The 14,112-nt window shown below is 68.8% G+C and carries 12 protein-coding genes and 1 tRNA gene; 2 read left to right on the top strand and 11 right to left on the bottom strand.

Features of this window, described 5'->3' with window-relative positions; all coding sequences use genetic code 11:
- Positions 1–110: 110 nt before the first annotated feature.
- The gene (locus WFM69_RS06285; protein WP_337002776.1) at positions 111–2,393 is read right to left on the bottom strand and encodes a glycoside hydrolase family 3 C-terminal domain-containing protein; all 2,283 of its coding nucleotides are present in this window, start codon (positions 2,391–2,393) and stop codon (positions 111–113) included.
- 94 nt (positions 2,394–2,487) lie between these two features.
- Between WFM69_RS06285 and WFM69_RS06280 the strand changes: the two genes are divergently transcribed.
- The gene (locus WFM69_RS06280) at positions 2,488–3,066 is read left to right on the top strand and encodes a TetR/AcrR family transcriptional regulator (protein ID WP_337002774.1); all 579 of its coding nucleotides are present in this window, start codon (positions 2,488–2,490) and stop codon (positions 3,064–3,066) included.
- 89 nt (positions 3,067–3,155) lie between these two features.
- On the opposite strand, the gene WFM69_RS06275 is transcribed toward WFM69_RS06280, so the two are convergent.
- The 9 genes from WFM69_RS06275 to serS all read right to left on the bottom strand — a co-directional run bounded on the left by WFM69_RS06275 (position 3,156) and on the right by serS (position 12,940).
- Positions 3,156–4,103 carry a carbohydrate ABC transporter permease gene (locus WFM69_RS06275; protein WP_337002772.1) on the bottom strand — a complete coding sequence of 316 codons (948 nt, stop codon included), beginning with the start codon at positions 4,101–4,103 and terminating at the stop codon, positions 3,156–3,158.
- Positions 4,100–5,065 (bottom strand): carbohydrate ABC transporter permease, encoded by a 966-nt coding sequence (locus tag WFM69_RS06270; RefSeq protein ID WP_337002770.1) that lies wholly within the window; start codon positions 5,063–5,065, stop codon positions 4,100–4,102. The genes WFM69_RS06275 and WFM69_RS06270 overlap by 4 nt, the downstream gene beginning before the upstream one ends.
- A 6-nt stretch (positions 5,066–5,071) precedes the next feature.
- Positions 5,072–6,442, bottom strand: coding sequence for an ABC transporter substrate-binding protein (locus tag WFM69_RS06265; protein WP_337002768.1), 1,371 nt, complete (start codon positions 6,440–6,442; stop codon positions 5,072–5,074).
- 40 nt (positions 6,443–6,482) lie between these two features.
- Positions 6,483–8,126, bottom strand: a complete 1,644-nt coding sequence (locus WFM69_RS06260; protein WP_337003048.1) for a glycoside hydrolase family 13 protein — start codon at positions 8,124–8,126, stop codon at positions 6,483–6,485.
- A gap of 188 nt (positions 8,127–8,314) precedes the next feature.
- Positions 8,315–9,319: a LacI family DNA-binding transcriptional regulator gene (locus WFM69_RS06255; protein ID WP_337002767.1), complete on the bottom strand. Its 1,005-nt coding sequence runs from the start codon at positions 9,317–9,319 to the stop codon at positions 8,315–8,317.
- A 54-nt stretch (positions 9,320–9,373) separates the two neighbouring features.
- Positions 9,374–10,627 carry an LCP family protein gene (locus WFM69_RS06250; protein ID WP_337002766.1) on the bottom strand — a complete coding sequence of 418 codons (1,254 nt, stop codon included), beginning with the start codon at positions 10,625–10,627 and terminating at the stop codon, positions 9,374–9,376.
- 50 nt (positions 10,628–10,677) lie between these two features.
- Positions 10,678–10,762, bottom strand: a tRNA-Ser gene (locus WFM69_RS06245).
- Between the two features lie 43 nt (positions 10,763–10,805).
- Positions 10,806–11,627: an HAD family hydrolase gene (locus tag WFM69_RS06240; RefSeq protein WP_337002765.1), complete on the bottom strand. Its 822-nt coding sequence runs from the start codon at positions 11,625–11,627 to the stop codon at positions 10,806–10,808.
- Positions 11,624–12,940 (bottom strand): serine--tRNA ligase, encoded by a 1,317-nt coding sequence (serS, locus tag WFM69_RS06235; protein ID WP_337002764.1) that lies wholly within the window; start codon positions 12,938–12,940, stop codon positions 11,624–11,626. The genes WFM69_RS06240 and serS overlap by 4 nt, the downstream gene beginning before the upstream one ends.
- A 212-nt stretch (positions 12,941–13,152) precedes the next feature.
- Here serS and WFM69_RS06230 point away from each other — a divergent pair, with 212 nt between their 5' ends.
- A complete protein-coding gene (locus tag WFM69_RS06230; protein WP_337002762.1) occupies positions 13,153–13,533 on the top strand; it encodes a YybH family protein in 381 nt (126 codons plus the stop codon).
- Positions 13,534–13,570: 37 nt separating this feature from the next.
- Here WFM69_RS06230 and WFM69_RS06225 read toward each other — a convergent pair whose 3' ends face one another.
- The gene (locus WFM69_RS06225; protein WP_337002760.1) at positions 13,571–14,101 is read right to left on the bottom strand and encodes an RNA polymerase sigma factor; all 531 of its coding nucleotides are present in this window, start codon (positions 14,099–14,101) and stop codon (positions 13,571–13,573) included.
- Positions 14,102–14,112 lie beyond the last annotated feature (11 nt).

Genomic DNA, 14,112 nt, shown 5'->3' with positions numbered 1-14,112 from the left:
CCGCGATCGCACACCGCGAGCGCACGGCTCCCCGCCGAGTGCACGACCTGCTCACGTGGGCAGGTCGTGCACTCGGGTCGACGCCGTGCACTCGGCGCAGGCGGTCCGGGCTAGGCCGTGGGAACTCCGGCGTTCGCCGCGGCGATCAGCTGCTCGATCTGCTCGAACGACACGGGCAGTCCGGGGAACCCGGCGAGGCGTCCGACGGGGAACGACGCCATCATCTTCTGCACCGCGTCATCGTTGGGCATCATCGAGGCCGCCGCCGCGTCCCCGCCGAGGCCGCCCATGAGACCGCCGAGCGCCTGCTGCACGATGGGGCCAGCGATCGGGTGCGCCATCAGGTCGCCCACCGAGGAGTTCATCGTCAGCTCCTGGTGCACCGCGTCGCCGGCCACCTCGACCGATGCCGTCGCACGGATGTCGCGGCTCGACGCGGCCACCTCGACCGTGTACGCGCCGCCCTCGACCACCCACCGGTCGACGCGGATGTCCCAGTAGGCGAGGTCTTCGCGTCGCACGACGAGCTCGACCGTGCGGGTCTCCCCTGCGGCGAGCGCGACCGAGGCGAACGCCTTGAGCTCACGCGGTGCGCGCTGCACGATCGAGCGCTCCGGAGCCACGTAGACCTGCACGACCTCACGGCCGTCGCGCTCGCCCGTGTTGGTCACGTCGAGGCGCACGACGATGTCACCGCTCGCGCCCGCCTCTGCCGTCGCGGAGCCGTATTCGAACGTCGTGTACGAGAGCCCGTGCCCGAACGGGAACGTGACCTCGAGCCCCTTCGCGTCGTACCAGCGGTAGCCGACCAGGAGCCCTTCGCCGTAGCGGACGTGCCCGAACTCACCGGGGAAGTTGCCGAACGAGGGGTTGTCCTCGAGCCGCACCGGCACCGTCTCGGTCAGCTTTCCGGACGGGTTCACCGCACCGTAGAGCACGTCGGCCACCGCGCTGCCGCCGGCCTGGCCGAGCAGCCAGCTCTCGACGATCGCGGGCACCCGGTCGGCGAAGGGCAGTGCCACCACGCCGCCGTTGGACAGCACGACCACGACACGGGGGTTCACCTCGAGCACGGCGTCGAGCACGGCGAGCTGCTCGGCGGGCAGGTCGATGTGGTCACGGTCGAAGCCCTCCGATTCCTCTGCTGCGGGGAGGCCGAGGAACAGCACCGCGACGTCTGCGGCGCCGGCCACCGTGACGGCCTCGGTGCGCAGGTCGTCGGCGGTCCGCCCCGACGCGGCGATCGCGCCGCCGTCGACGGCGAATCCCGCCGCGTAGCTGACGTTGTCGCCACCGACCGCACGCAGCTCGTCGAGCGCCTTGTCGACCCGGGTGGGGTTGATGAGCGACGACCCGGCTCCCTGGAACCGCGGCTCGGTCGCGAACGCGCCGATCACCGCGACCTTCTGCTCGGCGGCGAGAGGCAGCAGCGCCTCGTCGTTCTTCAGCAGCACGATCGACCGGCCGGCCGCTTCCCGCGCGAGGGCGTGGTGTGCATCGACGTCGAGCGGGCCTGCCACCGCCGTGCGCTCACCCGCCTTGCGCACGAGGTCGATGGCGCGTGCGGCGGCGGTATCGAGCACGCTTTCGGCGAGGGTTCCGGCCCGCACGGCGGCGACGAGCTGGGCGTCGGTCCGTCCGCCCGATGCGGGCATCTCGAGGTCGAGTCCGGCCGCGACGCCGACGACGCGGTCGTTCACGGCGCCCCAGTCGGAGACGACGAGGCCGTCGAAGCCCCAGTCGTCGCGCAGCACACTGGTGAGCAGCCACGGATCCTCCGAGGTCCAGACGCCGTTGAGCTTGTTGTACGAGCACATGACGGTCCACGGCGAGGCGTCCTTGACGACGCGCTCGAACCCGCGCAGGTAGATCTCGCGCAGCGGGCGGGGGTCGACGTCCGAGCTCGCGCGCATGCGGTCGAACTCCTGGTTGTTGGCGGCGAAGTGCTTGAGCGAGGTGCCCACGCCCTGCGACTGGATGCCGCGGACGGATGCGGCACCGAGGATGCCCGACACGATCGGGTCTTCCGAGAAGTACTCGAAGTTTCGGCCGCACAGTGGCGAGCGCTTGATGTTGATGCCGGGTCCGAGCACGACGGCGACGTTCTCGATCGCGGCTTCCACACCGATGGCAGCACCGACGCGTTCGATGATCTCCGGGTCGAACGACGAGCCGATGCCGACTGCCGGCGGGAAGCAGGTGGCGGGGACGCTGCTGGCGAGGCCGAGATGGTCGGTGCCTCCGGCCTGCTTGCGAAGACCGTGGGGGCCGTCGGTCATCATCACCGAGGGGATGCCCACGCGGTCGATGGCCTTGGTGGTCCAGAAGTCAGCACCGCTGGTGAGCGCAGCCTTCTCCTCGAGCGTCAGATCGGAAGCCGGGTTCTCGGTCATGGGGGTCCTTTCGCGGGTGACGTCGATGTCTTAGCGAAAACCATATGCTCTTCAGTATTAGATTTCAAACGGCATTCAGGATTAGTCTCGATCCATGGCTCGACGAGGTTCATACGCGAAGGGCGTCGCGCGGCGCGAAGAGATCCTCGAGAGCGCCCTCGACGTGATCGGACGCAAGGGCTACCAGAACGCCTCGCTCAAGGAGATCGCCGACGTCGTCGGCGTGACGCCCGCCGCCCTGCTGCACTACTTCGGCTCGAAGGAGGAGCTCTTCACCGAGGTGCTCCGCAAACGCGACGAGCACGACGGACTCGACCCGGCGGGCCTCACGGCCGACCAGGCGCGCGGCGCCTTCCTCGACGTGATCCGCCACAACACCCAGGTACCGGGACTCGTCGCCCTGTTCTCCCGACTCTCCGTCGACGCCGCAGACCCCGAGCACCCCGCGCACGAGTACTTCCTCGACCGCAGCGAGCGGTTGCGTGCATCCCTCGCCGACAACTTCGGCGTCGGGGGGCGGCCGTCGACACTCGACACCGACACTCTCGCGCGCGTGATCCAAGCGGCTTCCGACGGCCTGCAACTGCAGTGGATGATCGACCCGACCGTCGACATGCCCGGCATCATGGCGGCGTTGATCGACGCCCTGCACCCGGCGACCTCCGCCGACTGATCACCCCCGAGACCCCGCTTCCACACCGAGACCCCGCGCTGTCTGGCTGTGCAGCACGGGGTCTCGGCGGGCGAAGGGGGTGTCGGGGGTCACCCCTTCACGGCTCCTCCCAGTCCGGCCGAGCGCAGGAACACCGACTGGAAGACCAGGAACATCGCGATCGGGATCAGGGTCGCGATCGCCAGCGCGGCGAGGAACACATCGAGCTCGGTCTGGGACTGCACGGCCGGGAGACGCACCGACAGCGGCTGCACAGCCGGATCCGGCAGCACGAGCATCGGCCACAGGTAGTCCTTCCACGCGGCGATGATCGCGAACACCGAGACCACGCCGAGGATCGGCTTCGACATCGGCAGCACGATCGACCAGAACAGCCGGAAGGGCCCCGCGCCGTCGGTGCGGGCGGCCTCGAACACCTCCCGCGGCAGCGAATCGAAGAAGCGCTTCACGAGCAGGATGTTGAACGCGTTCGCACCCATCGGCAGCCACACCGCGAGGTAGTTGTTGAGCAGGCTCACGTTTCCCAGCAGCGGAGGGTGCACGATCGTCAGGTACAGCGGCACGAGCAGCACGATGCCCGGGATGAACAGCGTCGCCAGCACGAGCGCGTTCAGCACCGGCGCGTACACCGGCCGCAGCACCGACAGCACGTAGCCGCCGGTCGTCGCGATGAGCAGCTGCACGAACCAGGCGCCCAACGCGATCACGACCGTGTTGAAGAAGTACTGGTCGATGTGGATGTCGTTCCACGCGGTCTCGAGGTTCGCCCAGTCGATCCCGTTCGGCCACAGCGCGAACGGCTGCTGCAGAGTGTCCTGCGTCGGGGTCACCGCCGACTTCGCGAGCCACAGGATGGGACCGAGTCCCGCGATGACCAGTCCCACGGCGAGGAACACGTGCGTGAGCGACATCCCCACTCGGATCCCGGGGCGGCGACGCTCCGAGTCCGAGATGACGGTGCGATCCCCCACACGGTCGGCGGCCTTCTCCGCCGCCTTCTCTGCGGCACGTGTCGAGAGGCGGGTCGTGAGGCTCACGTCGTGCTCCAACGGTCGGTCAGCTTGAAGTACAGCCAGGAGAGGAGGGCGAGCACGATCGCGAGCAGCACGGAGACCGCGGTCGCCTCGCCGTAGTCGCCGCCCAGACTGTTGCGGAAGGCCTTGTCGTAGATGTACAGCAGCACGGTCTTGGTCGCCCCGGCCGGGCCACCGCCTGTGAACAGGAACGGTTCGAGGAACACCTGCGCGGTGGCGATCACCTGCAGGATCAGCATGATGAACAGGATGCCGCGCAGCTGCGGCAGCGTGACGTGCCAGATCTTCTTCCAGATGCCGGCACCGTCGACCTCGGCCGCGTCGTACAGCTCGGGCGGCACGCCCAGCAGCGCCGCCAGGTAGATGATGATCGAGCCGCCGGCACCGGCCCAGGTGGCCTCGAGCACGAGAGAGGGCATGGCCTGCACGGTGTCCTGGATCCAGGGCTGCGGGGGGATGCCGACGAGCCCGAGCACGGTGTTGAACACACCCGACGGGTCGGCGCTGTAGAAGAACTTCCACAGCAGCACCGCCACGACCGGCGGGATCACGACGGGCAGGTAGGCGAGGGCCGAGTAAATGCCCTTCCCGCGGCGCACCTCGCTCATCAGCACGGCCATCAGCAGCGGCAGCGGGAACCCGAAGAGCAGGGCCAGAACGGCGAACCAGAGGGTGTTGATCACGGCCCGACCGAGTTCGGGGTCTCCGATCACGGCCAGGTAGTTGTCGAATCCGACCCACTCGGACACGATCAGGTTGGTCTTCTGCAGGCTCATGATCACCGATTGCACGATCGGCGACCACGAGAAGAACACGAACACGAACAGCATCGGAAGCACGAACAGCAGGTTCGCGAGCCCGCCGCCGCGGTACCACGTGAGTGGCGAGCGGCGGCGGGTGCGGCGCACAGCGGGCGGCGGAGAGTCCTCCACCGCCGCCCGCTGCTCATTGAGCGTCATCGTCATGAAGTGTTACTCGTCGAGCTTCGCCTGCGCATCGGTCTGCGCCTGAGCGAGCAGAGCGTCGATGTCGGCGTTCTGATCGGTCAGCACGGTCTGCACCACGGTGTCGAGGAGCGCGTAGACCTCCTGCGTCTTGACCTTCGGCTCACCGACCGGCGTCTGGTCCCAGATCCGGTCGCTGAACGGCGCCATCTGCTTCACGGGGACGTTGATGTAGTCCTTGATCCAGACCAGCGACTCCTCGTAGAGCTCGCGGCTGAGCACCGGGAGCAGCGGGGTGCCGACGGCCTGGCCCGACTCGTTCAGCGTCTTCGCGTCGAGCACGGCCGCGTCCTTGTCCATGAGCTTCTGCATGTAGTACCAGTCGATCCAGGTCACACCGGCGGCCTTGGTCTTGTCGTCGATGGTCGGGCTCATCACCGCGATGTCACCGCCGCCGAGCGTGCCGGGGTCGTCGCCCTCCATCGGCACGACCGTCATGCCGTACTGCTTCGAGTCCATGCCGAAGTCGCGCACCAGGGCCGTGTAGATGTCGGAACCGGAGGTGTACATGCCGATGTTGCCGGCCGCGAACTCCTGGTTGATCGTTCCCCAGTCGAGGTCGATCTTGGAGCCGAAGGAGCCGTCTTCCCACTTCACGTCGTGCAGGAACTGCAGGGCGGCCTTGGTGGCGTCGTTGTCGATAGTCGACTCCGCGGTCCCGTCGCCGTTGTCGGTCTGCGTACGACCGCCACGGGCCACGGTCTGCGAGGTCAGCTGCCAACCACCGGTGTTGTTGGTCGCCATCTGCGCGTAGCCGGCCTTGCCGGTGGCATCCGTGATGGCCTTGGCGGCCTCGCGGATCTCGTCCCACGTCGCCGGGGGGTTGTCGGGGTCGAGTCCGGCCTGCTCGAACAGGTCGCGGTTGTAGTGCAGGGCGGCGGCGTACGCCTGGCGCGGGAAGCCGTAGATCTTGCCGTCGGAGCCGGTGACCCCGTCGAGGATGATCGGGTTGAACTTGTCGGTGTACCCGAGCTTGTCGATCGCGTCGGTGACATCCATCAGCTGCCCGTTCTCGAGCAGCGTCTTGGAGTCGGTGAACGGCACGGTGAACACGTCGGGCAGGCTCCCGCCGGCGAGCTGCACGGCGAAGGTCGGCCCCTCCCACTCGTACTCGACACCGATGATGTCGATGTCGGGGTGCTCCTTCTCGAACTGCTTCTCCTGGGCGGCGAACGCCTCGTACGCGGCGGCGTCCGCTCCCGGGGGGAACGTCGCGACGCGCAGCTCGGTCTTGCCGCTGGCACTGTCGCCTTCGCCGCTCGAGGTGCATCCGGCGAGGGCGCCGACGGTCGCGAGCACGGCGATGCCGGCGACCATGGCCTTCGTGGGTGACTTCATTGTCTGTCCTTCCATGTGGTGCTGATCGGGTGGTGCAGGGCTACTTCTGCGCTCGGGGGGAGCGCGGGGAGATGGCTCGGAGTGCGAGCCACGCGGTGGAGTCCGGGGGCAGCGTGCCGTCGAGAGGGGTGCTGGCGAGGAGCACCTCGTGGTGCGCGGGCAGCGGAACGGGCACGGCGCCGAGGTTGGTGATGCTGAGCGTGCCGTCGCCTCGGCGGAACGCGAGGATGTCGGCGCCGAGCTCGAGCCATTCGAGGTCGCTCCCGGTGAGGTCGTCGACCTCACGCCGCAGGGCGATCGCGGCGCGGTAGAGGTTGAGGGTCGATGCCGGATCGGCGTCCTGCGCATCGACGGTCAGGGCCGCCCAATCCGCGGGCTGCGGGAGCCACGGAGTACCGCCGAATCCGTAGGGCGAGGATCCCCCTGCCCAGGGAAGCGGCACGCGGCAGCCGTCGCGTCCGGGATCGACGCCGCCGGAGCGGAAGTGCATCGGGTCCTCGATCGCGTCCAGCGGCACCTCGACCTCGGGCAGTCCGAGCTCATCGCCCTGGTAGATGTACAGGCTCCCGGGGAGTGCGGCGACCAGGAGCGCGGCGGCACGGGCGCGCTGCGCTCCTCGCACGGCGTCAGTGGCGGTGCCGAACCTCTTGCGCTCGAACGCGAACGACGAGTCGGCCTGTCCGTAGCGGGTGACGGGTCGCGTGATGTCGTGGTTCGACAGCACCCACGTCGCGGGGGCGCCGACGGGTGCGTGCTCGGCGAGCGTGCGCGTGATGGAGTCGCGCATGGCCTGGGCGCTCCACGGCTGGGTCATGAAGCCGAAGTTGAAGGCGGTGTGCATCTCGCCGGGGCGCAGGTACCGGGCGAAGCGCTCGGCATCGTCGAGCCATACCTCGCCGACGAGCACGCGTTCGCCGTCGTACTCGTCGGCGACGGCACGCCAGTCGCGGTAGATGTCGTGCAGCTCGTCACGGTCGATGTGCGGGTGCCCGACAGCCGGTGCGGTCCTGGGCGGCAGGTCGGGCAGCGCCGGGTCCTTGACCGGGAGCGCGGCGGAGTCGATGCGCACGCCCGCGACTCCGCGGTCGAACCAGAAGCGCAGCACGTCCTCGTGTTCGCGGCGCACGTCGGGGTGGTTCCAGTTCAGGTCGGGCTGCTCGGGGGTGAACAGATGCAGGTACCACTCGCCGTCGGTGCCGTCGGGGTTCTGCGTGCGCGACCAGGTCTCGCCCTGGAAGCTGGAGACCCAGTTGGTCGGGATGCCGTCGCCGTGCTCGCCGCGTCCGGGGTGGAACCAGAACCGCTCGCGCTCGGGACTGCCCGGTCCCGCGGCGAGGGCCTGCTGGAACCACTCGTGCTGGTCGGAGATGTGGTTGGGGACGATGTCGACGATCGTGCGGATACCGAGCTCGAGAGCCTCGGCGATCAGCTGCTCCGCCTCTTCGAGCGTGCCGAACCGCGGGTCGATCGCCCGGTAGTCCTGCACGTCGTAGCCGCCGTCGGCGAGCGGGCTCCGGTACCAGGGGGTGAACCAGAGCGCGTCGACGCCGAGGCTCTTGAGGTACGGGAGGCGGGAGCGCACGCCGGCCAGGTCGCCGATGCCGTCGCCGTTGCCGTCCGCGAAGCTGCGCACGTAGACCTGGTAGATGACGGCGGTGCGCCACCACCCCTCGCCGACCGGCATGGCCAGGGTGCGGTCGGATGCCGCGCCCTGCAGAACTTCAGTGTCCACGGAACTCCTCGTCGTCAGTGGCGATGAGTCGAATGTAGCTTTTCTCTGCGTTCCACGCAAGAACTAAACAAGATGTTGGAAAATTACGATGATTTGCGTGCGCGAGAATGGACCGGTCCCGAGACCGGGAGCATCCGCGATCAGGCCAGCGGGCCCGTCGACGCGCGCAGGACGAGCTCCGGCTCGAACAGCAGCTCGTCGCTCGGCTGCGCTGTACCGGCGATCTGAGCCAGCAGCAGCGCGATCACCGCGCGCCCCATCGACTCGATCGGCTGACGGACGGTGGTGAGCGGGGGCTCCGTGCAGCTCATGAGCGCGGAGTCGTCGAAGCCGACGATGCTCACATCCCCCGGCACCGAGAGACCGGCCCGCCGCGCCGCGCGCACGGCGCCCAGGGCCAGCGGGTCGCTGGCACACACGATCGCGGTCGCACCGGCGGCGATCAGGCGCGACGCCCCGGCCTGGCCGGACTCCAGCGAGTACATCCCCCGCACCACCAGGTCGTCCTCCAGCGGCGTCCCGAGAGATTCCAGCAGCCGGCGCGCGGAGTCGAGCTTGCGCTGTGACGGCACGTGATCCTGCGGCCCCAGCAGCAGCCCGATCCGGCGATGCCCCAGCTGATGCACGTGCAGCATCGCCTGCTCTGCCGCCGCCGCGTCGTCGGTGGAGATCGTGGCGAAGTGCAACTCCGGCACGCGGGCGTTGACGAGCACGGTCGGCAGGTTCACCTGCCGCAGCCGCTCATAGTGCTCGTGCGCGGCGTCAGCCTGGGTGTAGTTCCCCCCGAGGAAGATCACCCCGGACACCTGCTGTGCGAGGAGCAGGTCGACGTAGTCGGACTCGGTCACTCCGCCGGCGTTCTGCGTGCACAGCAGCGGTGTGTAGCCGTTCTGCGTGAGGGCGCCGCCGACGATCTCGGCGAACGCCGGGAAGATCGGGTTCTGCAGTTCGGGGAGCACCAGTCCGACCAGGCGCGCGCGCTCGCCCCGCAGCTTCGTCGGCCGCTCGTACCCGAGCACATCGAGCGCGGTCAGCACCGCCTGCCGGGTGGCATCCGAGACACCGGGCTTGTCGTTAAGCACACGGCTGACCGTGGCCTCACTCACTCCGACCTTGCGGGCCACCTCGGCCAGTCGCTTCGACATGGGGTCAGTGTACGCAAATCCTTGCAAGATTGCGCAAGCGAGTTGCGCGACGACTCAGCGGACGTTGCCGTTGGAGCAGGTCACCTGCGCGGCGGAGTTGCCCTTGATCGCGTTCGGCAGCGCCACGACGTTGTCCGGCGTCGCGGTCGGATCCGGCGTCGCATTGGGATCGGGGGTGGTCGGCTCGACCGGAGTCGTCGGCTCCTGCACCACGACGCCGTCGTTCTTGTTGTTCTCGTGCGTGATCTGCAGCTGCGCGTTCGCCTCGATCGCGTCCCACAGCGCAGAGGCGGCCGACAGGTTCGGCACCACCTTGTTCGGGTTGGCGGGGTCGGTTCCCGTCGGGTACTGCACGAAGACGATGTCCTCGAACGGCACCGACTTCACCGCGAGCGCGATCTGCACGATCGTCATCGGGTCGGCGAGCGATTCGCTCGGCTTGAGGTTCTGGATGCCGGCGTTCGCGAGCTTGAACATGGTCGGCACGTTGCCGAGCACTTCACCGCTGATGAGCTTGCGGGCGAGGCTCGACATGTACTGCTGCTGGTTGCCGATGCGACCCAGGTCGCTGCCGTCGCCGACGCCGTGCCGGGTGCGCAGGAACTGCAGCGCCTCGAGTCCCTGGATGGTGTGGTTTCCCGCCGCCATGTCAAGGCCGGTGTAGCCGTCCTTGATCGGGTTCGCGAGGCACACGTCGACGCCGCCGATCGCATTCGTGATCTCGATCACACCGCCGAACGTGACGGCCGCAGAGAACATGATCTCCTGGCCGGTGAGCTGCGAGATCGTCTTCACGACGCAGTTCAGTCCGCCGTCGGTGTACGCCGAGTTGAGCGGCTGCTTGCTCATGGCGGAATGCGTCTTGCCGTTCTCGTCCTCGCACGCGGGGATCGGGATCATGAGGTCGCGCGGGAAGCTCACCACGGTGATGCGGCGGGGCGCGTCCGACACGTGCACGAGCAGGTTCACGTCATTGAGATTGCCCTCCGCGTCCTTGCCGGAGCAGCGCTCGCCGAAGTACTGCGCGTACGCCGCCTCGCAGGTGTCGACGCCCGCGAGCACGAGGTTGAAGCCGCCCTTGTACTCTCCGATGTTCGGGGGGACGACGGGCTGATCCTCGATCTCGACGGCGTGAGCCGCCACAGTACCGCTCAGATCGTTGAAGATGTACGCGCCGACGCCGAGCCCGCTGACGAGGACCACGGCCAGGCCGATGCCGATGAACTTCAGCAGCTGGCTGATCGGACCGGGCGTGTGCTGCTGACCGTGTCGCGCGATGGTACGGCGGCGGCGGGGGGTGTCGCTCACTCGGGCCCTTTCGGATTCAGCCGCGGTGCGTGATCACCGTGCTCGGTATGCGGAGGGTGTGGGATTCGAACCCACGAGACATCTCTGCCCACTGGTTTTCAAGACCAGCTCCATCGGCCACTCGGACAACCCTCCTCGACAGACGCATCTGTCGACAAGGCGTGAGTCTAGCCGAGTTCTATTCTCCCGCGTTGACCTGGGCGGGGGCTGGAAGCGTGTCGAGCGCCTGCGCGAGACCACCGTCTGCGACGTCTCCGGTCACCTCGCCCGCCGCATCCTTCACCTCGTCCGGAGCCTGACCCATGGCCACTGCACGCCCGCCCAGCGCACGCGCCCAGCCGAACATCCCGATGTCGTTGCGTCCATCGCCAGCCACGAGCACCTGCTCCTCGGCGAGCCCGAGCTCGGTGCGCACCCGCTCGAGGGCCGTGCCCTTGTCGACGCCCTGCGGGGCGATGTCCAGCCACGCGGTCCAGCCGATCGCATACGAGACCTCGTTGAGCCCGGCGTCCGCCACGAGCCGGTGGAAGTCGTCCTCGTCATGTCCGGGCGACACCACCACGATGCGCGAGACCGGCAGCACGCCGAGTTCGTCGAAGTCGACCTGCCGACCGCCGTCGAGCGTCCAGTCGTCCAACTGCTCGGTGTAGAGCCGCTGCCCGGAGGCGAGCTCGACCATGTAGCGCGCCTCGGGCAGGCGATCGCGCAACAGCCCGAGCACGGGAGTGGGGTCGAACGTCTCGACGTTCCAGCGCTCCCAGCCGTCACCCGTGCGACGCATCGTCACGGCGCCGTTGGAGCACACCACGTAGTCGGCCGTGAGCCCGAGCTCTTCGACGTAGCGCCGGGTTCCCATCCAGCTGCGGCCCGTGGCGATGGTCACCATGTGACCGGCGTCGCGCACTCGGGCGATGGCCTCGGGCACGCCGGGGCTCATGGTCTCGTCCTGCAGCAGGATCGTCCCGTCGACGTCGAGTCCGACCAGCCAGGGTGCCGTCACCGCGTCGCCTTTCCGGCGGCGAGCGGGTGGATCACGTCGAGGCCGCCGAGGTACGGGCGCAGCACCTCGGGCACGCGCACCGAGCCGTCGGCCTGCTGGTGGGTCTCGAGCAGAGCGACGATCCAGCGGGTCGTTGCCAGGGTGCCGTTGAGCGTGGCGACGTGCTGCGTCTTCGCGGTCCCCTGCGCGGGAGCGTCCGCCGTGTCGACGGCCGGGCGGTGGCGCACGTCGAGTCGGCGCGCCTGGTAGGTCGTGCAGTTCGACGTCGAGGTGAGCTCGCGGAACGCCCCCTGCGTGGGAACCCAGGCCTCGATGTCGTACTTGCGGGCGGCGCTCGATCCGAGGTCTCCTGCGGCGACGTCGATCACCCGGTAGGCGAGGCCGAGCGAGGTCAGCATCTCCTCCTGCAGGGCCACGAGGCGCAGGTGCTCCGCCTCAGCGTCCTCCGCGGTCGTGTAGACGAACATCTCCAGCTTGTTGAACTGGTGCACGCGGATGATCCCGCGGGTGTCCTTGCCGTGCGAGCCGGCCTCGCGGCGGTAGCAGGTCGACCAACCGGCGTAGCGGAGGGCGCCGTCGGCGAGGTCGAGGATCTCGTCCTTGTGATAACCGGCGAGGGCGACCTCGCTGGTGCCGACCAGGTAGAGGTCGTCGTCCTTGTCGAGGTGGTACACCTCGTCGGCGTGCTCGCCGAGGAAGCCGGTGCCCTGCATGATCTCCGGCCGCACCAGGGTCGGGGTGATCAGCGGCACGAACCCGTTCTGCAGTGCCTTGTCGAGGGCGAGGTTCATCAGCGCGATCTCGAGGCGCGCCCCGATGCCGCGCAGGAAGTAGAAGCGTGCGCCCGACACCTTGGCGCCGCGCTCCATGTCGATCGCGCCCAGGAGCTCGCCGAGCTCGAGGTGATCCTTCGGCTCGAAGTCGAAGGCGGGGACGTCGCCCACCCGACGCAGTTCGACGAAGTCGGCCTCGCCTCCGGCAGGGACTCCGTCGATCACGACGTTCTCGATCCGGGCGAGAGCGGCCGCCGCCGCGTCCCCCGCCTCGTTCGCCGCATGCTGGGCCTGCTTCACGCGGTCGGCGAGGTCCTTCGCCTGCGCCACGAGTGCGGCCTTCTCCTCTTTGGGCGCCTTCGCGACCTGCTTGCCGAAGGCGTTCTGCTCGGCCCGCAACTCCTCGAACGCGGCGAGCGCCGCGCGGCGCGATCGATCGGCCTCGAGTGCGACGTCGACGGTGCTCTGGTCGTTTCCACGAGCAGCCTGCGAACGGCGGACGATCTCCGGATTGTCGCGGAGGAGTGCGAGGTCGATCATCCACCAAGTCTACGGTGCCGCGGCGACGCGCCGACCGGCCCCCTTGCTCCCGAACAACCCCCGTACAGACGCGCGCAAAGGGGTGGTTCGCACGAAGCGGGGGCGGTCGGCCGGGAACGGCGAGTGGAATCCACACCTGCATGTCACACTTCCCTGCCTGCGTCGTCTTCCTCTGCGATGGCCGGTATCGGATCGGCCCGCGAAAGGACACCATGAACACCCCCGTCACCTCGCTCGACCAGCTCAACCTGGCCTTCGCCGACCGATTCAACGCCCGCGATCTCGACGGCTTGATGGCGCTGAACACCGCCGACGTCGTCTTCGTCCCGGCACCGGGGACTCCCGTGACCGGTACCGAATCCGTCCGCGGCGCGCTCGAACAGTTCCTCGGGCTGAACCTGCCGATCACGATGACCGTGCGACACGTCTTCGAGGCGGCGGGCACGGGGCTCGCGATCGCCGACTGGACGATCACCGGCATCGCGCCCGATGGTTCCGCGGTTGCTCTCGCGGGCACCACCGCCGATGTCGCCGTGCACGACGAGGAGCACGGCTGGCGCTACGTGGTCGACAACCCGTTCGGCACCGTCTGAGTCGACGGAGGGGAGCCGGCATCGCGCCCGGCTCTCCTCAACTCTCCTCCATCCCGGCGCTGCGGCACGCGTTCAGCTCCTTGCGGGCGCGCGATATCCGCTGTCGTGCGGCCGCGGGCGTGATCCCGAGTCGCCGCGCCACCGCCTCGGCGGGGAGGCCTTCGACGACGGACAGCAGCAGCGGCTCCCGCAGCGTGTCGGGCAGGGCGTGCAGGGCCTGCAGCGCACCATCGAGGAAGACGCGGATCTCGACCTCGTCGACGACGCCCGCCTGCTCCCCCGCGATGTCATCATCCAGTTCGGCCTGCGGTCGGCGGGCGCGCTGACGAGCGAGGTCGATCGCGACGTTCCGTGCGATCGCGTCCAGCCAGGCGCACACCCGGCCCGGCTCCGGCGCATCGAGGTGCGCGACGGATCGCCACGCACGCAGCAGTGACGTCTGGGCGGCATCCTCGGCGTCGACGATGGGCACCCCGAGGGAGATGCTGCGGCGACGGAGGCGGTCGGGTTCCGTCTCGATCAACGCGGCGAGCGTCTCCCTGGCCGCATCGTCGGTGGAACGAGCCATACCCCCTCCTC

Origin of the sequence: Microbacterium sp. LB12 (assembly GCF_037150835.1) — a bacterium.
Taxonomy (GTDB): Bacteria; Actinomycetota; Actinomycetes; order Actinomycetales; family Microbacteriaceae; genus Microbacterium.
The sequence above is the reverse complement of the archived record's forward strand: the minus strand, read 5'-3'. Positions and strand labels throughout refer to the sequence as shown.

Bases quoted from the DNA above. Each gene is read 5' to 3' on its own strand.
- WFM69_RS06265 (WP_337002768.1), bottom strand. From the start codon at position 6,442: ATGAAGTCACCCACGAAGGCCATGGTCGCCGGCATCGCCGTGCTCGCG.
- serS (WP_337002764.1), bottom strand. From the start codon at position 12,940: ATGATCGACCTCGCACTCCTCCGCGACAATCCGGAGATCGTCCGCCGT.
- WFM69_RS06260 (WP_337003048.1), bottom strand. From the start codon at position 8,126: ATGCCGGTCGGCGAGGGGTGGTGGCGCACCGCCGTCATCTACCAGGTC.
- WFM69_RS06230 (WP_337002762.1), top strand. From the start codon at position 13,153: ATGAACACCCCCGTCACCTCGCTCGACCAGCTCAACCTGGCCTTCGCC.
- WFM69_RS06280 (WP_337002774.1), top strand. From the start codon at position 2,488: ATGGCTCGACGAGGTTCATACGCGAAGGGCGTCGCGCGGCGCGAAGAG.
- WFM69_RS06270 (WP_337002770.1), bottom strand. From the start codon at position 5,065: ATGACGATGACGCTCAATGAGCAGCGGGCGGCGGTGGAGGACTCTCCG.
- WFM69_RS06225 (WP_337002760.1), bottom strand. From the start codon at position 14,101: ATGGCTCGTTCCACCGACGATGCGGCCAGGGAGACGCTCGCCGCGTTG.
- WFM69_RS06255 (WP_337002767.1), bottom strand. From the start codon at position 9,319: ATGTCGAAGCGACTGGCCGAGGTGGCCCGCAAGGTCGGAGTGAGTGAG.
- WFM69_RS06285 (WP_337002776.1), bottom strand. From the start codon at position 2,393: ATGACCGAGAACCCGGCTTCCGATCTGACGCTCGAGGAGAAGGCTGCG.